The sequence below is a fragment of the Anaerobacillus sp. 63XJN7_5_ISO-PGPR-S23-430 genome, from assembly GCF_056173695.1.
In genome coordinates this window covers 214,123-236,450 of sequence record NZ_CM149686.1, presented here as the reverse complement: position 1 = coordinate 236,450, position 22,328 = coordinate 214,123, and the positions used below count along the sequence as shown (strand labels likewise).

General features: G+C 40.3%; 25 protein-coding genes. 5 read left to right on the top strand and 20 right to left on the bottom strand.

Annotated elements, in window-relative coordinates; all coding sequences use genetic code 11:
* The 13 genes from sigB to acpS all read right to left on the bottom strand — a co-directional run bounded on the left by sigB (window position 1) and on the right by acpS (window position 9,784).
* Window positions 1-792 carry an RNA polymerase sigma factor SigB gene (sigB, locus tag AC0VYJ_RS01330; RefSeq protein WP_194222493.1) on the bottom strand — a complete coding sequence of 264 codons (792 nt, stop codon included), beginning with the start codon at window positions 790-792 and terminating at the stop codon, window positions 1-3.
* A complete protein-coding gene (gene rsbW / locus AC0VYJ_RS01325) occupies window positions 761-1,216 on the bottom strand; it encodes an anti-sigma B factor RsbW (RefSeq protein WP_048313049.1) in 456 nt (151 codons plus the stop codon). The genes sigB and rsbW overlap by 32 nt, the downstream gene beginning before the upstream one ends.
* Window positions 1,217-1,239: 23 nt before the next feature.
* Window positions 1,240-1,569, bottom strand: coding sequence for an STAS domain-containing protein (locus AC0VYJ_RS01320; RefSeq protein ID WP_048312987.1), 330 nt, complete (start codon window positions 1,567-1,569; stop codon window positions 1,240-1,242).
* A 74-nt stretch (window positions 1,570-1,643) separates the two neighbouring features.
* The gene (locus tag AC0VYJ_RS01315; protein WP_303535794.1) at window positions 1,644-2,654 is read right to left on the bottom strand and encodes a PP2C family protein-serine/threonine phosphatase; all 1,011 of its coding nucleotides are present in this window, start codon (window positions 2,652-2,654) and stop codon (window positions 1,644-1,646) included.
* Between the two features lie 15 nt (window positions 2,655-2,669).
* Window positions 2,670-3,071: an anti-sigma regulatory factor gene (locus AC0VYJ_RS01310; RefSeq protein WP_194222496.1), complete on the bottom strand. Its 402-nt coding sequence runs from the start codon at window positions 3,069-3,071 to the stop codon at window positions 2,670-2,672.
* A gap of 3 nt (window positions 3,072-3,074) precedes the next feature.
* Window positions 3,075-3,431 carry an STAS domain-containing protein gene (locus tag AC0VYJ_RS01305; RefSeq protein ID WP_194222497.1) on the bottom strand — a complete coding sequence of 119 codons (357 nt, stop codon included), beginning with the start codon at window positions 3,429-3,431 and terminating at the stop codon, window positions 3,075-3,077.
* Window positions 3,432-3,443: 12 nt separating this feature from the next.
* Window positions 3,444-4,265 carry an STAS domain-containing protein gene (locus AC0VYJ_RS01300; protein WP_430241915.1) on the bottom strand — a complete coding sequence of 274 codons (822 nt, stop codon included), beginning with the start codon at window positions 4,263-4,265 and terminating at the stop codon, window positions 3,444-3,446.
* 277 nt (window positions 4,266-4,542) lie between these two features.
* Window positions 4,543-4,893: a type II toxin-antitoxin system endoribonuclease NdoA gene (gene ndoA, locus AC0VYJ_RS01295; RefSeq protein WP_048312992.1), complete on the bottom strand. Its 351-nt coding sequence runs from the start codon at window positions 4,891-4,893 to the stop codon at window positions 4,543-4,545.
* Window positions 4,894-4,897: 4 nt separating this feature from the next.
* Window positions 4,898-5,182, bottom strand: coding sequence for a CopG family ribbon-helix-helix protein (locus AC0VYJ_RS01290; protein ID WP_048312993.1), 285 nt, complete (start codon window positions 5,180-5,182; stop codon window positions 4,898-4,900).
* 128 nt (window positions 5,183-5,310) lie between these two features.
* Window positions 5,311-6,477: an alanine racemase gene (gene alr / locus AC0VYJ_RS01285; protein WP_475366322.1), complete on the bottom strand. Its 1,167-nt coding sequence runs from the start codon at window positions 6,475-6,477 to the stop codon at window positions 5,311-5,313.
* Between the two features lie 292 nt (window positions 6,478-6,769).
* Window positions 6,770-7,774 (bottom strand): LolA family protein, encoded by a 1,005-nt coding sequence (locus tag AC0VYJ_RS01280; RefSeq protein ID WP_430241920.1) that lies wholly within the window; start codon window positions 7,772-7,774, stop codon window positions 6,770-6,772.
* A gap of 60 nt (window positions 7,775-7,834) precedes the next feature.
* Window positions 7,835-9,367: an NAD(P)H-hydrate dehydratase gene (locus AC0VYJ_RS01275; protein ID WP_475366321.1), complete on the bottom strand. Its 1,533-nt coding sequence runs from the start codon at window positions 9,365-9,367 to the stop codon at window positions 7,835-7,837.
* 57 nt (window positions 9,368-9,424) lie between these two features.
* Entirely contained in the window at window positions 9,425-9,784 is a 360-nt protein-coding gene (gene acpS, locus AC0VYJ_RS01270; protein WP_194222500.1) for a holo-ACP synthase, read from the bottom strand.
* Window positions 9,785-9,959: 175 nt separating this feature from the next.
* Between acpS and AC0VYJ_RS01265 the strand changes: the two genes are divergently transcribed.
* Entirely contained in the window at window positions 9,960-10,721 is a 762-nt protein-coding gene (locus AC0VYJ_RS01265) for a rhomboid family intramembrane serine protease (RefSeq protein ID WP_430241926.1), read from the top strand.
* A 48-nt stretch (window positions 10,722-10,769) separates the two neighbouring features.
* On the opposite strand, the gene AC0VYJ_RS01260 is transcribed toward AC0VYJ_RS01265, so the two are convergent.
* The 5 genes from AC0VYJ_RS01260 to AC0VYJ_RS01240 all read right to left on the bottom strand — a co-directional run bounded on the left by AC0VYJ_RS01260 (window position 10,770) and on the right by AC0VYJ_RS01240 (window position 15,379).
* The gene (locus AC0VYJ_RS01260; protein WP_475366320.1) at window positions 10,770-11,540 is read right to left on the bottom strand and encodes an STAS domain-containing protein; all 771 of its coding nucleotides are present in this window, start codon (window positions 11,538-11,540) and stop codon (window positions 10,770-10,772) included.
* Window positions 11,530-12,183 carry a cobalamin B12-binding domain-containing protein gene (locus AC0VYJ_RS01255; RefSeq protein ID WP_475366319.1) on the bottom strand — a complete coding sequence of 218 codons (654 nt, stop codon included), beginning with the start codon at window positions 12,181-12,183 and terminating at the stop codon, window positions 11,530-11,532. The genes AC0VYJ_RS01260 and AC0VYJ_RS01255 overlap by 11 nt, the downstream gene beginning before the upstream one ends.
* An 82-nt stretch (window positions 12,184-12,265) precedes the next feature.
* A complete protein-coding gene (locus AC0VYJ_RS01250) occupies window positions 12,266-13,708 on the bottom strand; it encodes a PH domain-containing protein (protein ID WP_475366318.1) in 1,443 nt (480 codons plus the stop codon).
* On the bottom strand, window positions 13,701-14,183 hold the full coding sequence (locus AC0VYJ_RS01245; protein ID WP_475366317.1) for a PH domain-containing protein: 483 nt from the start codon (window positions 14,181-14,183) through the stop codon (window positions 13,701-13,703). Before AC0VYJ_RS01245 ends, AC0VYJ_RS01250 begins: the two co-directional genes overlap by 8 nt.
* A 296-nt stretch (window positions 14,184-14,479) precedes the next feature.
* A complete protein-coding gene (locus AC0VYJ_RS01240) occupies window positions 14,480-15,379 on the bottom strand; it encodes a hypothetical protein (RefSeq protein WP_430241938.1) in 900 nt (299 codons plus the stop codon).
* Between the two features lie 356 nt (window positions 15,380-15,735).
* Between AC0VYJ_RS01240 and AC0VYJ_RS01235 the strand changes: the two genes are divergently transcribed.
* Window positions 15,736-16,374, top strand: a complete 639-nt coding sequence (locus AC0VYJ_RS01235; RefSeq protein WP_430241940.1) for an O-methyltransferase — start codon at window positions 15,736-15,738, stop codon at window positions 16,372-16,374.
* A 188-nt stretch (window positions 16,375-16,562) separates the two neighbouring features.
* Window positions 16,563-18,137, top strand: a complete 1,575-nt coding sequence (locus AC0VYJ_RS01230) for an IS1182 family transposase (RefSeq protein WP_475366316.1) — start codon at window positions 16,563-16,565, stop codon at window positions 18,135-18,137.
* Window positions 18,138-18,291: 154 nt separating this feature from the next.
* Here AC0VYJ_RS01230 and AC0VYJ_RS01225 read toward each other — a convergent pair whose 3' ends face one another.
* A complete protein-coding gene (locus tag AC0VYJ_RS01225) occupies window positions 18,292-19,281 on the bottom strand; it encodes an NADPH:quinone oxidoreductase family protein (RefSeq protein WP_430241942.1) in 990 nt (329 codons plus the stop codon).
* A 129-nt stretch (window positions 19,282-19,410) separates the two neighbouring features.
* Between AC0VYJ_RS01225 and AC0VYJ_RS01220 the strand changes: the two genes are divergently transcribed.
* Window positions 19,411-19,998: a TetR/AcrR family transcriptional regulator gene (locus AC0VYJ_RS01220; protein WP_430241944.1), complete on the top strand. Its 588-nt coding sequence runs from the start codon at window positions 19,411-19,413 to the stop codon at window positions 19,996-19,998.
* A gap of 288 nt (window positions 19,999-20,286) precedes the next feature.
* Here the strand turns inward: AC0VYJ_RS01220 and uvsE are convergent, their stop codons facing one another.
* Window positions 20,287-21,252 (bottom strand): UV DNA damage repair endonuclease UvsE, encoded by a 966-nt coding sequence (uvsE, locus tag AC0VYJ_RS01215; RefSeq protein ID WP_475366315.1) that lies wholly within the window; start codon window positions 21,250-21,252, stop codon window positions 20,287-20,289.
* Window positions 21,253-21,399: 147 nt separating this feature from the next.
* Here uvsE and AC0VYJ_RS01210 point away from each other — a divergent pair, with 147 nt between their 5' ends.
* Complete coding sequence (locus AC0VYJ_RS01210; protein WP_194222510.1) at window positions 21,400-22,257, top strand: DegV family protein; 858 nt, start codon at window positions 21,400-21,402, stop codon at window positions 22,255-22,257.
* Window positions 22,258-22,328: the final 71 nt, after the last annotated feature.

The following is a 22,328-nucleotide window of genomic DNA, read 5'->3' as shown; positions in this document are numbered from 1 at the left end:
TTAAAAAGCCTCCGTTGGTTCAATACGAATTGCCTGTCTTAATTTTTCGAGAGCTCTTCTCTGCAAGCGGGAAACATGCATTTGTGAAATACCAAGCTTTTCTCCAGTTTCTTTCTGGCTCATATTTTCAAAATACGTACAATTCAAGATTTCTTGTTCTCGCTCAGTGAGTACTGCAAAAGCCTTTTTAAGAAGCATTTGCTGATCCACAAGATCAAACCCTTGCTCTTGATCACCAACTAGATCAAGTAGAGTAACTGTACTTCCTTCCTGATCTGCTTCAATTGAACTATCAACCGAAAGAGCTTGATAACTTTTGCCCATTTCCATCGTCTCAAGAACTTCTTCCTCAGATACATTAAGGTACTCTGCAAGTTCATCGACCTTTGGAGAACGCTGAAGTTCATTAGTTAATTCTTCAACCGCTTTTTTAATACGGGGTCCAAGCTCTTTTATTCTTCTCGGCACATGAACACTCCATGTTTTGTCCCGAATAAACCGTTTGATTTCACCGACAATCGTTGGAACTGCAAACGATTCAAAGCTTCTACCAAATTCAGGGTCGTAACGACGAAGAGCTGCAAGCAACCCAATCATCCCAACCTGTGAAAGGTCGTCATGAATGCTTTTCCCCTTCGAGAACTTACGAGCGAGTGACTGCACAAGATCCTGATACCTCTCAACAAGCTTTAGTTGAACAACTTCATCAGTCGGATCGTTTTGATATTGCTCAATCCACTCATATACCTCATTGTTGTTATTATTGCGGGGATGATGAGATTGTGTCGGCATCTACTTCCACCCCATCTCTGTGGAGGAACTTTGTCATCATGACTACTACTCCGTCCTCTCCACTGATTTCCACTTTGTCCATCAGTGATTCAATCAGAAAGAGCCCTAATCCTCCCTCACTGAGTTGTTCTACAGACTTGTCACTATCAACTGGTCCAAGCTTTTCGGAAACTTTTGTATAGTCAAAACTTTGACCGCGATCGAGCACCATCATCTCAAGTCGGTCTTCATAAATACCAAATCCAATTGTGATTTGACCCTTTTCATCTTCTTTATAGGCATGGTTCACTGCATTTGTACAAGCTTCTGAAAGAGCAATTTTGATATCCTCAATCTCATCATAGGAATACCCCATGCGATTCGCAATTCCTGAAACCGTTAATCTCGTAACGCCAACAAATTCTGCTTGTGCAGGGATTTTCATTTCAACAAAATCTGAAATATTGATCACTTCGATCCCCCCTTTACGTCTTCGATATCGATCACTTCGTCTAATCCAGTGATTTCAAAAAGACGCTGTACGCGTGAAGTCATTCCAGTCAACTTAATAGAGCTACCGTGCTCTTTAGATGACTTCAGTGCACCTACGAAAACACCAAGACCAGTACTGTCCATATAGTTTACGTCACCAAGATGAACAAGTGTCTCATGTCCTTCTTTTCCAGTTAACGGAAGCAAAGCTTCACGGAGCTGAGGTGCTGTATAAGCATCTATTTCACCAGCTATATGTAAATGATGTGTATTTTCATGGTCTTCTTGTTTGATTTGCAAATTCATAACATTACCCCCTGTAGGTTGCTTCTAATTATTAGTTAAATCCATTAATTCCTTATTCCACTTTTAGAAAGAAGTTAAACCTCACGACGCAAAATAACAAGGGTGAAATCATCTCTGAGTTCAAACTCCTGTAAGCGCTCAAGCTCTCGATAAACCTCATCGACAATTTCTTGAGCAGAGAGGTGGATGTATTTACGAATTAACGCAACAATTTCATCACGTTCAATAAAACCATTAGTGGAGCGGCATTCAGTTACACCATCTGAAAGCATGATAACCATATCATTTCCATTAAGGACACGTTGGTATTCTTGATATGACGTTTTCTTTGAAACCCCTAGGACAAGTCCCTTTGTAAATAGCTCCTCGAACTCATCTTTTTCTGCATCGTAAAAAAAGCCCGGTTCATGACCGGCACCAGCGTAATAAAATGAATGTACCCTAGGATCATATAATCCGTAAAACATCGTAATGAACATATTAGGGTCAACATTTTGTTCCACTACTCGATTTAGATTTTCAAGAACCGCACCCGGCTGCATTCGCTGCTCTGGCGCGCTATCCATTGTGTATTTAATCATACTCATGCACAAAGCAGCTGGAATACCTTTGCCTATAACATCAGCGATAGCTACACTAACGCAATTGTTCTCATCTTGAACAAAATGATAGTAATCCCCGCTCATTTTCTGGGCGGGTTTACTAATAGCACCAATATCAAGATCCTGAACTTCTGGCTTATCACCCGCAAGCAAGGTTTGCTGCATGTTTGCCGCGATCTCAATTTCGGATTCTAATTGTTGCTGACGACTACGAAGACTCTGATGCTCTCTGTATGCAAATCCATACCCGATCATCATCTCAAGTAGAAAATCATATGAATTTTTAAGCGGCTCAGGTATATCCGGGAACAGTTCCTCAAGAACGCTCACATGGAGACTGACAGCTTCTTCAGGAGATATCTTTTGTTCGATCATCTTTCGACTAAACTGCTGTCCCTTATATAAGGTTTGCTCAGACTGCTCCTCTAAATAATTCTCTAATATTGCTTTGTATTTTTGATATTGAAGATCTCGGTCGTCCATTATTGTCTATCCTCCTTAACGGAGCCATTTAATAGAAGTGATAACAGTTCCTTCATTTTCTTTCGAATCGATCGTAAACTCATCCATTAATCGTTTGACCCCAGGAAGACCAGCTCCAAGACCACCAGAGGTTGTAAAACCATCTTCCATTACTTTTCTAATATCTTTAATTCCCGGGCCAGAGTCAGATGCTTCGATTTTAAGTCCTAACTTCCCCCCGTTTTCTACCCGTTCAATGGCTACTTCGCCACTCCCGGCATAGAGGTATATGTTACGAGCGAGTTCAGAAATAGCCGTCGTAATACGAGCTTGATCAACAGTACCGAAGCCTAGCTCTTTTGCTATATTCCTACCAGACTGTCTCGCTTTCACAATATCCCATTCATTTCGTACTTCCACACAGGATTGGATATTCATAACTTATCCCCCCAATTCCTGTTGTAATTTCTCTAACCCCTGTTCTAAATCTAATGCAGTCGGGACATTTTTCATCATGATTCCTAAATCAATTAACGTAATAGCAACGGCAGGTTGAATTCCTGTCAGTACTACTTTTGCCCCCATTAAATTCGACATGCGCACTACATCACCTAAAACTTTGGCAATAAATGAATCAATCATATCGACAGAAGTTAAATCAATTACAACGCCCTTTGCTCCTGTTTCATGAATCTTCTCGAGCAAATCCTCCTGAAATTGAAGTGCTGTTTTGTCATCGAGGTCTATTTGTATGGTAATTAGTAAATACTCATTTAATTTTAATATAGGAATTCGCATTGTCTTCCCCCCTTACTCAATCTCAATCATCTGACGTTTTGTCATTTCTAATGCAGTTTTCATGCCTTTAAATAACGTACTTTTCGTTGGGAATTGTCCAAGGTCAATTCCTAGGTTAACGATTGTTTGAGCAATTTCTGGTCTAATCCCTACAAGAATGCACTGAGCGCCAACAAGTCTCACTGCTTCTGCTGCTTGTATAATATGATGAGCGACCATCGTATCAACAACTGGAACCCCAGTGATTTCAATAAGAACAACTTGAGACCTGTGTTTAATAACACCAGTTAACAAGTTTTCCATTATAAGTTTCGCCCGCTCAGTATCAATTGTGCCTATAAGTGGCATGACGCTAATATTCTCAAATACCGGGATGAGAGGTGCAGATAATTCTTGAAGAGCAACTTTTTGAATAGATACAGTGTTCTCCCAATTTTTTGCGCTCTCATTAATTAATTGATTAACAATTGGATCGATCCAACGATCGATTTCATCGTACATGCTAAACACTCTATCATTAGATTGATTCGCATCAAGAAGAACACCTAGAATAATTCGACGGAAGTTTTGTAATCCCTGAGTGACATAACTCAGTCTCCACCCAATCTTCATCAAACGCTCTGCAAACTCCGTCATTCGATCTGTTGGTTTATGAACGTTTTGTTCAATATGCGTGTAAATAATTTCGAACAACTCTTTGTTTGTTTCTATATAAGCATTATCTGTTATTGATTGAAGCCGATGTTCATCACGTACTCTCTCCATCTCATCCATCCATCTGGTGTAAATACGTTCTCGGCTTTCGTTCAATAATTGTATAACTAACTTGTCCATCGTGCTCCTCCCTACGATCTTTCTTCATTCATTTATCTTCTCATTGCAAGAAATCACTCGCAATTATTATGCCTTACTAGTCTTAGCGCATCACATCATTTTCATCTTAACACACTTTTCGACATAACTAGAAAATTCCCTGCTATGAGCTACACGAAATGTGGTGAATAAAAGGGGGAGCAGACCAAGAGTTGCAAGGAAGCACTCTACCTAAAAACAATTATATGATACAAAAAAACTGCTCATAGGAGCAGCTTCGTTTGGGTATTATACGTTTTCAAAAATCAATGAGTCCAAGGCTGATCTGCAAAGCTTCTTGCACTCTTTGCATCATACCCTCATCAAGGTGAGTGATTTTATCAGTTAGACGCTGTTTATCAATGGTACGAATTTGTTCTAGCAGGATAACCGAATCACGTTCAAACCCGTAACGCTTGGCATCAATTTCCACATGTGTGGGCAGCTTAGCTTTTTGGATTTGCGCAGTAATTGCGGCAACAATGACAGTAGGACTAAAACGATTCCCAATGTCGTTCTGAATAATTAAGACGGGTCTTACCCCACCTTGTTCAGAACCTACAACAGGAGAAAGGTCAGCAAAATACACATCACCTCGTTTGACAATCAAGCCACTACACCCCGCTTACTAAGCGGTCCACGGTGTGCTCTGCTTCCTCCTCAACAAGAAAGGCTTCTGCTGCAAGGTTCAAGTTAATCTTAGCCATCTCCATGTACCCCTGGCGCATGGCGTCACGAATTTGTCGCTTCTTTCGTTCGCGAATATACATTGTCGTGGCCTGTGATATGAACTCGTTACGATCAAGCTGTTCCTGTTGAATAATACCATCCACCTCATTTAAAATATGTTGTGGGAGAGTTACAACAATCGATTTTTTGTTTGCCTCTGACACAAACATACACCTCCGAAGCACTGCTACTCATATTGTATTCCACCATTAATCTTACCATTGCAAACGACGCATTGCAAAACAACTTTCCACAAGACTATTTCATCATATTCTTCCAAAATCCTTCTTTTATTTTACTATTTTTTTAAAATTGTATTCATTACGCCTTTTTTTTCTCCGTTTTCACGAAAAAGTCTCGGAACGCGCGGTCCTATCATACAAGGAATTTCATAGTTAATCGTCTCAAGTCGTTCAGCAATGTCATCTATTGTAATTTCCTCTGAACCTTGTACTCCAATTAGCGTCACATGAGTTCCTATTTCAACTTCAGAAGAAAGACGAACCATGAGTTGATCCATACAGATACGGCCCACAATAGGTGCACGCTCGCCATTTATGAGAACATAAGCATTACTTAGTTTACGTATCCATCCATCAGCATATCCAATAGGAACTGTTCCAATCCATTCCCCTTCAGCTGTGTGATACGTAGACCCATAGCTAATCGGCTCTCCTGTGCTCATTTGCTTCACGTTAACTAGCTGACTATGAAGACTAAATGCAGGTTTAAGCTCAAAAGGTTGAATGGACTTCATCTCTTGAGAAGGAATCAATCCATACATTGAAATACCGATACGAATTAAATTTCCAATTCGATCAGGGTAGCGAATCGCTCCTGCACTATTTCCAAGATGAACCCATTTAGGCTCAATACCTTCTCTTCGAAAATAATCTTTCATTTTTTTAAAAGTTGCTATTTGAGATTCAATGAAAGCATTATCCGGTTCATCCGCTGTCGCGAAATGAGTGTAGATCCCCTCAACGATAAAAGAAGTGTGCTTTCTTAACCTTTCTATAATCATGGTTGCTTCTGTTTCCTTTTTTATCCCAAGACGCCCCATCCCAGTGTCAACTTTCAAATGGATATTAAGTGGTAATTCCCCTAGTACTCTCGCAGCTTGTTCGATCCAATCTTTTTGGAAAGCAGTAAGGGTAATGTCATGTTCTGCTGCCATTTTCACATACTCAGGAGGCACCCATCCCAATACAAGAATGGGAGCATCAATTCCTTCTTCACGAAGTGCAAGTGCCTCATCAAGAATAGCTACCGCAAGGTATTTAGCCCCAGCGCTTAAAGCCTTCTTAGCTGTCGCAACAGCTCCATGTCCATACCCATTTGCTTTCACAACAGCCATGATGGAAACATCTTTCGGCACATATTGCTTATATGATTTTACATTCTGTTCAATGGCATCCAGATTAACCTCAGCCCAAGTTTCACGATAAAACGCCTGATTGTCCATTCCAACTTCCTCCTAAAACAAATCACTCTGCCCTCTATTTTAGGAGATTTCAAGAAAAGCGCAAGTGTCTCGTTTAGTTCCGACAAGCACTGGAAGCTTTTTTCCTGAACACGCCCTTTGTGTTCTGGGGAAAAGCTGAAGCGACTCGAGGAACTAGACACTGGAGCTAGACAATAAAAGCGCAAGTGTCTCGTTAATTCCGACAAGCGCTGGAAGCTATTAAATATGGTTTACTATAGCTATTTCTAAAAAAGGTTCAGCCATGTAATCATAGCTGAACCTCTTTGAAGTGTTATTTAATTTCCGTCATACCATACACTGACCTTGCCACAGACGCCATCTCTTCTTGAGTTAAATCATTTGAAGCCAGGAAGAAATCAACACCATTATGGTTCCAGGTAACTGTCGTATCTGTCATGACACCCATTGTAAAGCCTAAGTCCACCGGTTGACCCTCACCTACCGAGACAGGAGCACTTGTTTCGAGCACCGCCTCACTTTTCTCTTCTATTAACGTAAAGGACTTTTCACCAGTGAAGCTTAACATAACTTTGTTTGTGGCTACTTCTTTCTCATCTGTAAGACCTGTGCCTTGTGGTTCGTACATTGGATACACAACTTCAAACGGTTCATTTGTTGTAGCAATGACAGGTATTTCTAACTGAGCAGCTGTCATATTTCGTTCCATATCAAATGCACCCTTATCGAATGAAGCGTTGAATTTCATATTAGAGAATTCAATATCAACAAGAGGTTTCTGATCTTGATTCATAATGGTTACTTTCTCTGGCGCAAGGTCTTTCTTATTTAATTGGATAGACTGTTTTGATAAGTTCTTGTTCTGGTAGTTTGTTTTCGTTGTAAACACATAATCATTTTCTTTTGCTTCAAATTCTGCTCCAGAATCATTTAGTATATCTAGAACAAGCGTGTTATAGAGATAGGCCTGGCTACCATTCTCCGGCCAATCACTCTGGAATCTAAAACTTTTATTAAGAGCAGGAGTCAGAACAAATACCCCTTCATCGTTACGCAAGATAATTTGACTCTGTTCTTTTGAAGCGTTTTTTAACTCAACACGATAAAAAGAGGGCTTTTGGTACCAGATCTCTACATCATAACGCTGTGGTTCTTCACCTGTTTCAAGCGTCATTTTGGCATTTACTTTATAGCTCTCCATCTCATTCAACTTTTTGTCTAAAGCATCTACAACATCCTGCTGACTTTTCTGTCCGCATCCCGATAGTGCCACAAGCATCAGTACTCCGATAAGAAAAACGACTCCGAACTTTTTCACTCTATCCAACTCCTTTGCCTCATTTAAAACGACAAAGGAGGTTCCTGTCATGTGAAAAACCTATCCGTGATGTTGGTTAAGAAATGAATGCAGAACGGTTGGAATCGTAGCAATAACATCAGTCGCCAGTACGTCAAGAGTAGTGTGAGTCGTTTGAACAAGGGTATCTGCTGCTTGCCCATGTAGAAATACCGCATTGCTTATCCCTTCTTGGATGGACGAACTGTGCATAACGAAAGCAAGTACCATACCAGTCAGGACGTCACCGGTTCCTCCCTTAGCAAGCGCTGGATTACCTGTTGTGTTAACGAACTGACTTCCATCTGGGGAAGTTACAATCGTATTCGGGCCTTTCAATACAAGGTAAACACCGAATTCTTTAGCAAATGAACGAGAGATCTCGAATCGCTTACGCTGAATTTCCTCGATTGGCAAGTCAGTTAACCTTGCCATCTCTCCAGGATGGGGCGTTAGCACAGTCGGTGTTTCCCTTGCCTTCAGACATCCTTTCAATTCTGCCAGGTGGTACAAAGCATCTGCGTCCAGAATGAGGGGGGAAGTTGTTGATAACGCTGCTTCAACAACTGATTTACACCCCGGTTTTCTCCCAAGACCTGGACCAACAGCAATTCCATCGAAAGAAGAAAGGTCCTCCGGCACTTCTCCAGAGAAAAATCCTTCGCGAGATGACCACCCCTGGAAAATTGTTTCAACGACTGTTCCAGCCACCACAGAAAGAATTTCATCAGGTACTGAAGCCTGAATTAACCCCGCTCCGCTCCTATAGGCAGCTTTCGCTGTCATAACAGGCGCTCCAACCATTCCCTTTGATCCTCCAATCACCAGCCCTTTTCCATGGCTTCCTTTATGAGAGGACGCCGATCGATCAGAAAGCGTGCGATGTACATCTGACTTTTGCCAGAGTTCTCTATTGAATACAGATGAAAAAGCAGCCTGTGGTAGACCAATATCAACTACCTCTAAATCTCCATAAAAATCGGCATCTGGATAAAGGAAGGCTCCTAATTTTGGACACTGAATCGTATAAGTTTTATTCGCACGAACCGGAACGCCTTCGCCCACGTATCCTCCATTCGCATGTAGACCGCTCGGAAGATCAACAGATAAAACCGTTGCAGAAGACCGATTCAATTGCCTAATTACCTCATCGTATGGAGCACGAATTGCCCCTGATAAGCCAAGTCCTAGAAGACAATCGATAACTACAGAATAGTTTTGAATGTCCCGAGCGAATGCAACTCCGTCTTCATACGATTTGTAAGAATACGAGAGGCTACGATAAATATCGAAGTGAGTTCTAGCGTCTCCCCTTATCTTTGAATATGGTGGAATCAACCAGATATCTACATCATATCCATGCTCTTTTAAATATCTTCCCAGAACAAAACCGTCGCCTCCGTTATTCCCTGTGCCAATTAATACAGCCACACGCTTTTCTTTTTGAATTCTGCTCTTCATCGCCTCAAATAGAGCTTTCCCCGCATTTTCCATCAACATCACACCGCTAATCCCGATTTCCTCCATGGCAAAACGGTCTGCTTCATACATTTCTTCTCCGGATACGATTCTCACAACAGGTCCCTCCTGACCGTGGTAAATTATATGAGGCAAGTCTCCACCTTATGCAGACTAGCTTGACGAGCACTCAATAATTACTTGTGCAATAGCATGCTGCTTCGTATGTGAAATGGATATATGTATCTTCTCATCTTGATCGGCTGATTCAATATACGGCGCACCTTCTGGCGATTTCCGCACACAAATGTCTTGCCAGCTAAGTCTACCAATCCCAGTACCCCTCGCTTTTGCATACGCTTCTTTAGCTGCAAAACGTCCCGCCAAAAATTCCACACTTCTATGCCCACTTATTTGCTGATATTCTCTACGTTCACGTTCAGTTAGGATACGCCCAGCAAATGCAGCATTCCTCTGAACAACCTGTTTGATACGATCAATCTCAATCATATCTATTCCGATTCCTCTAATCATCTCTATACTCCTTCGTACTAATTCGTCACAAGCCTGCATAGTGTTTTCAATAGTGATTATACCTCTAGCTATGCTAAACTAATAAGAAAACGAGTGAGCTTAATTTACCAGCCACTCCTACAACATTCCATTGAACTGAATTGATAATAAATTCTCTGAAAAAGGTGGTCGAATTATGTTTGTGCGAAATGAAGATTTTCGCTCATTTATCCGTTATTATCCTATCATTTCCATACTTATTGGTATACATATCCTCCTCTTTGTTCTCGTAAACCTTTTTGGTTTGTATTCGATCTTAAGACTTGGGGTGGGCTACAATCGAGCGATTGAAATTGGTGAATATTGGAGACTCATTACGCCGATCTTCCTACATGGTGGATTTGCCCACGTTTTATTCAATTCCTTTTCACTCTATCTTTTTGGTCCGGCTTTAGAACAGATGTTAGGGAAAGCCAAGTTCTTGGTTGGCTACTTCGGGGCTGGAATTATCGCCAATATTGCCACCTTCTATTTGCAAGATAGTAATTTCAGTCACGTGGGTGCTTCTGGTGCAATCTTTGGGCTTTTTGGGATATATTTTTATATGGCTTTCTATCGCAAAGAATTAATTGATCAAGCAAATTCACAATTGATTTTAATGATTCTTGGAATAGGACTCGTAATGACATTTGTAAGTCCTAATATCAACATTCTTGGTCATCTCTTTGGGTTTATAGGCGGGGCAGCTCTGGCACCTATTCTTTTGATTGGAGCTAAACCATTTATCAATCGCGGCATTATTCGCGTCAGACGAACGGCAGACAGTGGAGAAATACGGTTTAAACCAAATCGTTGGCAACGGAGGAAAATCCGTACAGGGTCTGGTCGCGGCGGAAAAATTCTATGGGGAATTTTCATTTTCCTCGTCGTAATTGGTTTTATAGCAAGATTTGTTTAACGAAGTTCACACAAAAAAACCAGTGATTTTAACTAATCACTGGTTTTTTTACATGAAAGACTGTTTTAAATAATAATCTACAGCATCTTTTAAGCTTCCCGTAACCTCAAAGTTTTGATTTAATTCAAAATCATACTTCATTAATTGAAGCACATGATTCGGTTTTAACCCACATAAAACCACGGAAACGCCAGTAACTTCGAGCATTGAGCAAAACGATAACAGCGGAAGAACACCGCTATTTTCAATTTCTCCAATACCACTAAAGTCCAGAATCACACGTTCATACTTTCCATTGTTCAAAATTTGCAAAAGATTTAATTCGTTAACAAGAAAGAGCTCCTTTTCAAGTTCACCAAACAAAGGAATAATCCCCATATTATTAGATATTGGTAAGAAGGGGCTTGATAGCTGCTTTATTTTCAATAAAGCAGCTTCAAGCTCCTCCTTTTTATCTAATAAATCAAAGTTTGTATCTGCTAGTCTCTCCTGTTGCTTCTGTAGCATAGTGGACAACTTCTCAATACGATCATCCTGTCTGATACAAACTATCTGCCCGATCCCACTTGACCATTTTGCAAAAACCTGAAAAAGAGAATAGGGCGACTGAACCGTATTCATGACCAATTCTAACTCAACTTCATTTTGAGAGGGGCTCAACATACGTACCGCTTTATCTCTGCTATCAAGATCAACTAGATCTAAGAAAGACGAATGAAATGAGAAAGCTTTCACAGCATTTTCGGACTGTGAAAGGATCGTCAATGTCTCATCAATTAAAAAAGCTGGAAGAGGATGATCATTTATATCATAAATCATACTGTACACTATCCTTCCAACTTTCAAGCCATTCACGTACCTGATACAAATCAGCTACTAGCGTAGTTTGTTCAGAGCAGTAGCTAGACAAATCATATTGTGATGCAAGCCTACCTCCTACTATTATCTCAGGTGAATGTGGCAAATCTTCAAGTTCGGTTACATATCGATTTAAGCGCTCCGCATGGTAACGAATAGAGACTGAAATCCCTACTACTGATGCTTCCCACTTCTTAACTTGATCTAAAGTATACTCAAGAGGTAAATTTGCTCCAAAAAGCTTTGTTTGAAATCCGTATTCCTCAAAGAGCAATGAAATCATTTTCACTCCCAAGTAGTGCTGCTCTTGTTCGATACAAAGAAAAAGAGCCTTTGGTCCTTCTGAATTCCGATTCGCCATCTTTCTAAAATGCGCATATCGTGATAGAACATAATCACAAGTTGTTGTAGCTAAATGCTCGTCCGCTACAGATATTTTATTTTCCTCCCATAGTATTCCAATACGATGCATCGCTTTTGTAAGAACTTCGAAGGTTAAATAACTGTTTTCCAGCAACTCAGAATGCTCCATTATTCTTTCCCATGCTTGATTTTGATCACCTTCAAGAAAGTCATCTGTTAACATTTCAATATTGATCGCCATGTTCACACCCCTTTCTATAAGATGAATGATCCCTCTAAAAGTATTGCTATTTCATATGACGTGACATTCTGCAAGAAGAAGTTCACTCTTTATTATCCTTACTTTTATTTGAACGATAGGAATACCAATTTAACAGTTCTTCTGCATGAGAATGACCGATGTCTTTCACTCTAAACTGTTTTCCAGCAAGACTTGATAAAATCGATACCTTAAATGTAGCTAATTTTCGACGCTTTTGGAAGAAATTCGTCTCGATTTCCAGCGATTGAACCTTCTTACGAGAAACATAGACACGTGTTCTCCCAATTTGCCTAAATTGTAACAGCGCCACGTCATTTTTCACACCAGAAGCAGCATCTCGATAATGAAGATAACCAATCAGAGCAAAGAGCGGTAGCAACAATATCGACATAGCGCCATATGGAACAAAGTAACTAATGACACCTATTGGTAATAGAACGGGGATACAGAATCGAAAAAAATACCTTCTCCTAGCACGAACAGGCAAGGAGACATATTCTTCATGGATCGCTAATTCAGGTAGAATTTCTGCAAGCAACTCGGTAACTTTCTGACGCTTTATAAGCGGAAATAAAATCGTTGAAAACTGTTCATCTTTTCCACCGCCACCACCGCTCTCCACATAAAGCACAGAAAAGCCGAACGGTTGACGAAGAACCCCCTCTACAATGCGTATGGCCTGAATACGATGCACAGGAATCGTTAACTGTCTCTTCTCTAATATCCCTCTATTAATGATTAAATCATTCTCCATTCGAGTGAGAATGAACCCTCCGTACTTCAAAACAGTCCCCAAAACAGAGAAGATCCAGGAGACTAATAATAAAAAGGCAACAGCAAGTAATACAAATGGAAGGGTAGCCTCCATCACTCGCTCTGTCATACTCTCATAAAATGCATCAGGAAGAAGATCATCCACTTGGGAAGCAAAGGCTGCAACGAACGAGATCACTACGCCAATACCGCCCGACGTGGATGCCGCTATAAGTAACTCTTGCCATGAAAGCTTATATTCGAATGTCTTTGGATTTTTAAGTTCTTCCACTTCTTCATCTAATTTTGGTTTTCTTTTATCATAAAGTTCACTTCTTAATAGCTCTGCATCTTCACGTCTTAGAGCGGACATAACCACTTCAGGTTCGCCACCACCACCAGCGGTTTCAATTTGAACTTTCACAAGACTGAACAAACGTTGAATAAGACCTTCAGAAAAATCAATGGATTGAATTCTTTCACGTGGAATGAATCTTTTCTTTCGAAATATAAAGCCTTGATGAATTCGAAGCTCATTGTTTTCGACTTGATATGTATAAAAAAACCAACCAAGAACACCATTTCCGATCGTAAACAATAAGAGTGCCCCTATTGCTATAACGTGCCACCATTCATAGCCGCTTCCGCCCCCAACAAAAATAAAGAAAATAAGAGGGAGCGCCGCTTCTCTTGCGTATCTTAAAAGGGATAATAACATAGCCACTGGATGAAGACGTTTCTTATTAGACATCTTCTTCCGCCACCCTTGCAAGCACGGAGATACGGTCTCTTAGCTCATCTGCTATGTCATTTGATAGAGCTGGAATCTCGTGAGTCGTTGCTGCAGTAGAAATAGTCACAGATGATAGACGATAAGCTCTTAAAAGTGGGCCCTGTCTTGTATCAACGTGTTGAACTCGAACCATTGGAATCAACGTTCGCTTCACTACAATAACGCCATATTTAAGCTCAATTTCATGTTCTGTTACTTCATACCGCCATTTTGACCATCGTAATCTCGGTAAAATCCAGGTTTGTAATAGGAAAAAGAGCAAAGCAAGTATGCAGCTTATCACCAATGTCCATATAGGAATTGGTACTATCATTAAATGAATAACAAACAGGCCACATAGGAGAGCAATGGCTAGTAAAGAAGCCAGTCCACCAGTAATTTGCCAAACTTTCAATCCTTGTGGATCAATTTGTTTTGAAGGTTCCAGTCGCATTCTTTTCCCCCTTCTACCTCGTATCTTCTATTTTCTTTAAATTAGTATATCATGTTTATTAAGGTCCTCTATCACTAGTTCTAACTGTATTCTTTGTTCCTTCTTCATTCACCTTTTCATTTCATCAAAATCTCACAAAACAAAAAACTTGAGCGACATTCAGCTCAAGTTTTTTCTAAAATCAAAACTATATTAGTCCATAATATTGATTTTTCGATTCTGGCTCATTTCGAGCGAAAAGTCCTTATAAAGGATAAAGGCCCAATAAATTAATAACGTTTATGAGCATGACAGAATTAAAAATGCTTTGATACATATGGTCGTTCGGATTCTCTCATACTAATGATTTCTTTTTGTTCATGATCCCAAATCGATAGTATTTTTGAGTCAGCGTTGTAGAAAGTTAGATGTTGATCTGAACATTGAACAAGCTCACTACTTGGGATAGGGAATTTTTCTTGATGTCCTGTTTTGGAGCATATATAAACGAGCTGATCACTTTTCCCTGTTCGCCCATTGATGCCATGAACAATTAAGCTCCCGTTCCAGGAGTGAATCGTTCTTGGAGAAAAGTCGAGCTTAAAGGAATTTTTTATCTGATAAGAATCATTTAGAAGAAGAATCTGATCTTGATAAGAAGCTGAGATCGATAGTGCAGCAATATATATGCCTTCCTCTGCGATCATCATATTAACTGGAGAATATCCAGCTTCTAGCGGGATCACTTTTTTTCCTTTGTCACCGAATGTTGTTAAAAGAGCTTCATTTCCTTCAACATGGTAAGAAGAAACAATTAGCTGATTTCCTTTTCTTTTTAGATCACAGAAAATGCCATTCACATGCCACTGGTGTGTGATTCGCGGGTCTTCCTTTGCGAACTCATAAATCCATCCATTCCATTCTTCCCCTTCACAAGCAATGCAAACTGACTCAGGATATTCATAGAAACTTGGCTTCCCGTTTACTTGAAATGTTCTCAATTGAGCAAGGTGGTGAACAAAGACATAAACCTCGACATGGTTAGATGAAAGTTGCTTGGTAAACCAATAATTCTGGTTTGAATCCCTTACAACATTAGAAAAGCCTTCTTCACTTGCGATTGGTAGCTTGGGTACATTGACCCGCTCAGATGTTTTAGTATTGTGATGGGCATTTTCACCGGATTTAAGTGCTTTGTTCCCTTGCTCTAACGGCATTCTAAACTCTCCCTTCATAATCAGCTGCCTTCTTCCGTTTAGGCAAGTAGGAAAAAGGATAGATATTTATAACCGATCCTTGCTGTTAGTACTAGTTTAACAAACAATTCGTCAAGGGGGTATTGGGAAATAACAATAACTTTCGTCGGATTAATTAAGCGAATTGTTTCCTACTTTCCCAAGTATTGTGGAATGGACTAGGACTTTACTCCCTATTCAAGCCACTTAACCGGGACATGCTCTCTTTACTACTAGTGAATAAACAGTAGTAGGAGGACGACTTTTACCTTGACACCCTTTCTCTTCTGCATAACAATGATTACGAATCCACTAATTTCAGGAAGGATGAGATTCACTTGGCACGCAACCATGATGAGTATATTCGCAATTTATTTGGAAATGAAGACACAGCACTTCAATCAGTCAATGAAAGCATTCGTAGAAATGGTATGCCCGCAATCTCAATTAAACCTGAAGTAGGACGCTTCCTAGCTCTACTCGTAAGTATTGCAAAACCTCGAAACGTAATGGAAATCGGTGCACTTGGCGGTTATAGTGGCATCATGCTCGCAGGTGCTCTTGAGAAAGAAGGCTCCCTCACATCCCTGGAGTTAGAAGAAACCTACGCCAATGTTGCTAAAGACAACCTCACTAGAGCTGGACTTGGCGATAAAGTGAAGTATGTCATAGGACCCGCTCTTCAAAATATGGAATCTCTCCATAATGCCGGCCAGCAATACGATTTCTTCTTTATTGATGCTGATAAAGTGAACTATCCTAACTATTTTACTATGGCACTAAAATTAGCAACTCCCGGAGCAGTCATCGTAGCTGATAATACCCTTCAAGGTGATAAAGTTTTCGATGAAGATATTCATAGTGAGAATGTGGAAGCTATTCGAACATTTAATAAACAAATAGCAACTGATGATAGAGTTGAGTCCATTCTATTGCCTTTGTGCGATGGCTTAACGATTTGTAGAGTAAAACCTTAACTAGAAGAAATATACAAAAAAGAAGAGGCTGGGACAAAAGCCAGTAAATTAAAATAAGAGTGGCTCTGCGGACAAAGAATTTGTTCGCAGGGCCACTCTTTCTATTTTTCATCTTATTGTAATAATCAAATAAGGACACCTTCTGATAAAATTAAAGTTACCACACAATAACCATCGGAGGTGCCCTTATGTTTAAAAATTATAACATGAATCAAGTGATTTTGCCCCTGGATTTAGAAATGAAATTACAAGAAAATGATATCGCCTATGCCGTTCATGACTTGGTGGAACAAATTCCAGACGAAGCTTTTTCAGGCTTCTTACGTGATACTGGCTGTCCTGCCTATCATCCACGGATGATGATGAAAGTCATTTTGTGTGCGTACACGCAATCGGCTTTTTCGGGAAGAAAGATTGAAGGCCTACTCAAGGATAGTGTGCGTATGATGTGGTTGGCTCAAGGCTATGAACCGAGTTATCGCACAATCAACCGGTTCCGTGTTCACCCAGAAGTCAAAGAACTTCTCCGTCAGGGCTTCGTACAGTTTCGTTGTCAGCTCGTTCAAAAAGCACTCATTGATGATGAGGCCATATTTATTGATGGTACGAAGATTGAAGCGAACGCCAATAAGTTTACATTTGTTTGGCGCAAGGCTGTTGAAAGGTATAGCGAGAGTCTGATTGAGAAGTCGAATGCGATGTACGATGAATTGATAGAGAAAGAAGTGATCCCCGAAATCGAACGAGAAAGTCCAGAACAACTTTCCATCGAAGAGCTCTCTAAAATAGAAGAAAAGCTAGAAGAAAAAGTAGAGGAATATAGTAAGAAGATTGATGTGAGTGACGATGTCACTGAACGAAAAAGGCTGCGTTCAGAGCGAAAAGGACCCAAGCAATGCCTCAAACAGGTAAAGGATTTTGTGTTGCGCAAAACGAAATACGAAAACGATATGAAAACTTTGGGAGAACGTAACAGTTATTCAAAGACAGATCACGATGCCACCTTCATGCGCATGAAAGATGATTACATGAAAAACGGGCAACTCAAAGCCGGTTACAATCTCCAGATTGCCACGGAGGGGCAATATACTCTCGCTTACGATATCTTTCCGAACCCAACGGATACGCGCACATTTCTTCCCTTTCTAGATCGCGTAGAAAATGATTTCTTTAAACTACCAACCTACATCGTCGCTGATGCAGGGTACGGAAGTGAAGAAAACTACATAGATGTCCTGGAAAACCGGAATCGTACGCCTCTCATCACGTACAATACCTATCGTAAAGAGAAAAAGAAGAGCTTTACGAAAAATGCGTTTCACGTATCCAATTGGGACTACAACAAGGAAGACGATTTCTTCATATGTCCGAATGGGAAACAGTTGCCGTTCCGTTACGTCTCTCGCCGGACTGATCGAAATGGTTTTACTCGGAAATTTAAGGTCTATGAATGCGAAGACTGTACAGGTTGTCCGCTGCGTTCTCAGTGTACAAAAGCCAAAGATGGGGACAATCGGAAAATCAACTATAATGCCAAATGGGAACTACAAAAGAATATGGTTCGACAGCTGCTTTCGGAAGAAAAAACAGGTGAACTCTACGGTAAACGGAAAATCGATGTAGAGCCAGTTTTTGGATTTCTGAAGGCTATTTTGGGATTCACTCGAATGTCCGTAAGGGGTAATGACAACGTCAAAAATGAAGTAGGATTTGCGCTCATGGCGGTGAACTTAAGAAAGTACACTGCCGTGAGTGAAGAGTGATACAAAAACCCTGGGAACAACTAAACAAAAAAGGGTTCCGTTCATCAAAAAACGATGAACGGAACCCTTTTTCATTATTTCAGGCTAGTTATGTCCCAGCCTCTTCTTTTTGTTAGCTGAAAGGCGAAGAAACCGCCTAACATCGCCCTCTTATTTAGAATGCTACGATTGTTCTTCCACGTACTTTGCCATTTAGAATAGAACTCAACACATCAGGTAGTTCATCAAGTGTCACTTCATTTTGAATCGCTTCAAGGTGCTCAGACGGTTTATACTCGTCAGCGGCTTTCTTCCAAATTTCCTTCCGTTTTTCCATTGGACAATAGACAGAGTCAATTCCAAGTAAATTAACTCCTCTTAAAATAAACGGAAAAACAGTTGTAGGAACTTTAGCGCCTGCAGTAAGACCACTTACGGCAACTGCGCCACCGTACATTGTATTACTTAAAACAGCAGCAAGCGTTTCTCCTCCAACGGGATCGACTGCGCCTGCCCACTTCTGCTTGCCAATTGGCTTAAATCCTTCAGGGGCTACTTCTTCTCGACCGATTGTATGTGTCGCACCAAGTTGCTTCAGGTAATCGTATTCTGATTCTTTCCCTGTACTTGCTGCCACTTCATACCCTTTTTTAGCTAGAATAGCAACAGCCATACTTCCTACGCCACCCGTTGCACCTGTCACAAGAACTGGTCCTTTTTCAGGCGTCACACCAGCTTGTTCAAGTTGATACACGGAAAGAGCTGCCGTAAATCCTGCTGTCCCGTATACCATTGCTTCCTTAAAAGACAACCCTTCAGGAAGTGGGACGATCCAATCTGATTTCACCCTTGCATACTCGCTAAACCCACCGTAGTGTGACACGCCTAACTCGTAGCTAGTAACAATGACCCGATCTCCTTCCTTCCAATCTGGATGATCCGATTCAGCAACAACACCTGCAAGATCTATACCAGGGATGTGGGGATATTTCTTAACAATATTTCCCTTTGGATGAGTAGCTAACCCATCTTTATAGTTCACGCTAGAATAATGAACTTTAACTAACACATCTCCTTCAGGAAGATCGTCTTTCGTTAAATTCTTTATCGATACTTCTGTATTCTCATCAACCTTATCAACAACTAAAGCTTTAAATTGATCCATCTAGGATCCCTCCTTCAACTTTCTTTCGGACTCATCTTAACAGAAATTATTCTGACCGGTCAATTAATCTGAATTCTTTAATCACACATATGGTTTGTGTATAATGATCACTGTAAGGAGAGGAATGAGATGAAACGTAAAGCTGAGTTAAAGCGACAGCAGATTATTAAAGCAGCCTATCAAGCCGTCTCTGATAAAGGCTATGAGGCGGTTACACTTCAAGACATAGCTGATTATGCAGACGTAAGTAAAGGCGTCCCGAATTATTATTTCCAGAACAAAGAGGACGTACTTGCTCATCTGCTCGCTCAAATTACCGATCGCATATACGAAAAAGAGAAGCTGGCTGTTGAAAAAGAAACAACTTCAACTAACATGCTTCTGGCATATTTAAATACAGTGTTTGTAGGTCCTAAAGAAAATGAGAAATTCTACCGTGTATATTTAGATTTTCTTGCGCAGGCAACCAAAAACAAACGGTACAGAGAAATAAATGAACGCTTTTATCAAAATTGTTCATCCATCTCTAAAGTGATTCTCGAGCAAGGGAAGAAAGAGGGCGCCTTTCGTACGATTGATAACGAAGAGGCAGGGAGAACAATAAGGGCCATGATAGACGGTTATATGATTCAATGGATGATGACGGGTGACCATATACAACATAGCGCATATAAAACAGCTTGTTACAGAAGCGTGCTTTCCTATATACAAAACTAACTTTTGCTACTTTTCGACCCGTGCTACTTTTCAATGAAAAGCTCCACATTTCCTATTGAACTTCATTCTCTCAAAAAACAAGTCAGCCTTTCACTCTTATTAATAAAACAACTGAGAAAGGACAAGCTAACATCAAGTAAAGGAGGAATGACGTTTGCCTCAGGAGAAAAAACGCGGCATGAAAAAAGAGCTGTCTCAATCTGTTGAACATGCCAACCAAACAAAGCCTTCCACTAAACAAAAAAGCAAAAAAATCACAGAGTAAAACCGGGCCAAGCACGCCCGGTTTTACTTTAGTTTAAACGTAGATTGATCAATTAGTTCAACATCACTTCTTTGTCTAATTCTCTCCATCAGTTGAAAGAGCGCTGCATCTTTTTGCTTGGCTTCAATCATACAATCAATTTGGTCTGTGCTACCTTTGACTTCATTTAGAAAAGAAAAGAACCAATCAACATCTACATAATCAGCATGACTTCGAAAATCCTCTTCACTCTTAGGAGAAGAAATATGCATCTTAACAGGTAGTGAAGAGTCTCTCCAAGTATTAACCACTCTCCCCCATTCTGTCACCCAATCTTTTGTTTTATGACACGCCACATGATGATGATAATCAAAAACGAGCGGCACGTTTAACTTCTCACATAAATAAAGAGTATCTAGGAGCGTAAACGTTGTATCATCATTCTCTAAAATAATGGTTTGTTGTATTTTGTGTGGGGTATACATCCAATTATGGATAAACCGTTCAAGTGATTTCTCCTTATCATCATAGGCTCCTCCTACATGAAGGACACACCGATGTGTTGAAGGAAGTCCCATTTCTTCAAGAAGGCGCACGTGCAAAGAAAGCATTTGAATCGATGCTTGTAAAATTTCTTTCTTAGGTGAATTAAGTAAGACGAAATGATCCGGGTGAAAGTCCACCCTCATTTTTTCTCTAATTGCAAAATCACCTACCTGTTTCAACGATTTCTTTAGTGGAGAAAGATAATCCCACCCTTCAAGGGCTTCATGATTGGCAAGCGGGATTAGCCTTGAGCTAAAGCGAAAAAAATGAATCTCGTTCCCTTTATTGTGCTTAAGAAGACGTAGGCAGTTCTCAAGATTTGAAATTGCAATCCGCTCCAGTTTCCGAATAGCAGCTTCTCTATCTTGGATTTTTTGAAATTGAGCATATGTCATCGTCTGAGACGGAGAGCTGTTATTCAGTTCTGTACTCATTGCGACATACCCTAGCCGAATAATTGTCATTCCATTCTCACCTCCAAACATCTTTCTATTAGGCTCTCCATTCCATTCTTAATTCATTAGCCACAACTTACGTTCGATTAGACGTTGAAGCGTGGTACAATAGACATAATACCTGGATGCGGGTAATAACAAAAAAGGGGTAATTGTATGGCAACTCGAATCATTACTGACAGCAGCGTCGACTTCCCTGAAGAACTGCTAAATGAATTGAACGTAACGGTCGTTCCACTCAACCTTCTCTTTGGTGAAGAAGAATACAAAGCTGGAGTAGATCTTGATACGCAAACGTTCTACCAAAAACTAAAAAAATCGAAAGAACTTCCTAAGTCCTCTGCCCCAGCACCACAGGACTTTCTTACAAAATTTGAAGAAGCAAGTCCTGAGGACGATATTCTTGTTATAGCGCTGTCCGGAGCATTAAGCACTACTTATGACAATGCTGTACTTGCAAAGAAAATGTTTCATGAGGAACATCCTGACAGGAAAATCGAAGTCATCAATTCAAAAACAGCCTCATCAGGTCTTGGGATCATTGTTTATCACGTTGCAGAAATGGCTCGTGACGGCGAAACCTTTGAATCCATCGTTGAACAAGCATATGAATACACAGAAGATACGCTAACAATGTTTTTATTAGACACCCTTGAGAACGTTATCAAGGGGGGACGCCTCGATCGTGTAAGAGGAACGATTGCTTCTGCCTTGAATATTAAATTACTTATGAAGGCAAGTGATGACGATGGTTCACTTGAGGTCCTTGATAAAATCCGCGGAAACAAGCGAGCAGTACGCCAGTTCATACAAAAAATTGGCGAGTATGGGCATAATTTTGAGGATAAAGTCATTGCTGTAGCTCATAGTAATTGTGAGGATAAAGCAAAAGCATTAATCGAGCAAATTCAAGAACGCTATAAATTTAAAAACGTCATCCTTTCGACGATGGGGCCGCTTATTGGCACTTATGCTGGCGAAGGTGGCCTTCTTGTCGCATTCAAGAAAAATTAATATCCATTTAGGGAGCGCATTTTGCGCTCTTTTTTTTGGATAAATCTATGTTTGCTCATATTGTTGATTAC

Coding starts and splice junctions, on each gene's coding strand:
- AC0VYJ_RS01305 (WP_194222497.1), bottom strand. CDS start 3,431: ATGCGAATTCCTATATTAAAATTAAATGAGTATTTACTAATTACCATA.
- AC0VYJ_RS01290 (WP_048312993.1), bottom strand. CDS start 5,182: ATGTTTGTGTCAGAGGCAAACAAAAAATCGATTGTTGTAACTCTCCCA.
- acpS (WP_194222500.1), bottom strand. CDS start 9,784: ATGATTAGAGGAATCGGAATAGATATGATTGAGATTGATCGTATCAAA.
- AC0VYJ_RS01250 (WP_475366318.1), bottom strand. CDS start 13,708: ATGTCTAATAAGAAACGTCTTCATCCAGTGGCTATGTTATTATCCCTT.
- alr (WP_475366322.1), bottom strand. CDS start 6,477: ATGGACAATCAGGCGTTTTATCGTGAAACTTGGGCTGAGGTTAATCTG.
- AC0VYJ_RS01255 (WP_475366319.1), bottom strand. CDS start 12,183: ATGGCGATCAATATTGAAATGTTAACAGATGACTTTCTTGAAGGTGAT.
- AC0VYJ_RS01220 (WP_430241944.1), top strand. CDS start 19,411: ATGAAACGTAAAGCTGAGTTAAAGCGACAGCAGATTATTAAAGCAGCC.
- AC0VYJ_RS01300 (WP_430241915.1), bottom strand. CDS start 4,265: ATGGACAAGTTAGTTATACAATTATTGAACGAAAGCCGAGAACGTATT.
- rsbW (WP_048313049.1), bottom strand. CDS start 1,216: ATGAAAATCCCTGCACAAGCAGAATTTGTTGGCGTTACGAGATTAACG.
- AC0VYJ_RS01245 (WP_475366317.1), bottom strand. CDS start 14,183: ATGCGACTGGAACCTTCAAAACAAATTGATCCACAAGGATTGAAAGTT.
- uvsE (WP_475366315.1), bottom strand. CDS start 21,252: ATGACAATTATTCGGCTAGGGTATGTCGCAATGAGTACAGAACTGAAT.
- AC0VYJ_RS01240 (WP_430241938.1), bottom strand. CDS start 15,379: ATGCCGTTAGAGCAAGGGAACAAAGCACTTAAATCCGGTGAAAATGCC.
- AC0VYJ_RS01320 (WP_048312987.1), bottom strand. CDS start 1,569: ATGAATTTGCAAATCAAACAAGAAGACCATGAAAATACACATCATTTA.
- AC0VYJ_RS01210 (WP_194222510.1), top strand. CDS start 21,400: ATGGCAACTCGAATCATTACTGACAGCAGCGTCGACTTCCCTGAAGAA.
- AC0VYJ_RS01315 (WP_303535794.1), bottom strand. CDS start 2,654: ATGGACGACCGAGATCTTCAATATCAAAAATACAAAGCAATATTAGAG.
- AC0VYJ_RS01225 (WP_430241942.1), bottom strand. CDS start 19,281: ATGGATCAATTTAAAGCTTTAGTTGTTGATAAGGTTGATGAGAATACA.
- AC0VYJ_RS01310 (WP_194222496.1), bottom strand. CDS start 3,071: ATGAATATCCAATCCTGTGTGGAAGTACGAAATGAATGGGATATTGTG.
- AC0VYJ_RS01265 (WP_430241926.1), top strand. CDS start 9,960: ATGTTTGTGCGAAATGAAGATTTTCGCTCATTTATCCGTTATTATCCT.
- sigB (WP_194222493.1), bottom strand. CDS start 792: ATGCCGACACAATCTCATCATCCCCGCAATAATAACAACAATGAGGTA.
- AC0VYJ_RS01260 (WP_475366320.1), bottom strand. CDS start 11,540: ATGATTTATGATATAAATGATCATCCTCTTCCAGCTTTTTTAATTGAT.
- AC0VYJ_RS01230 (WP_475366316.1), top strand. CDS start 16,563: ATGTTTAAAAATTATAACATGAATCAAGTGATTTTGCCCCTGGATTTA.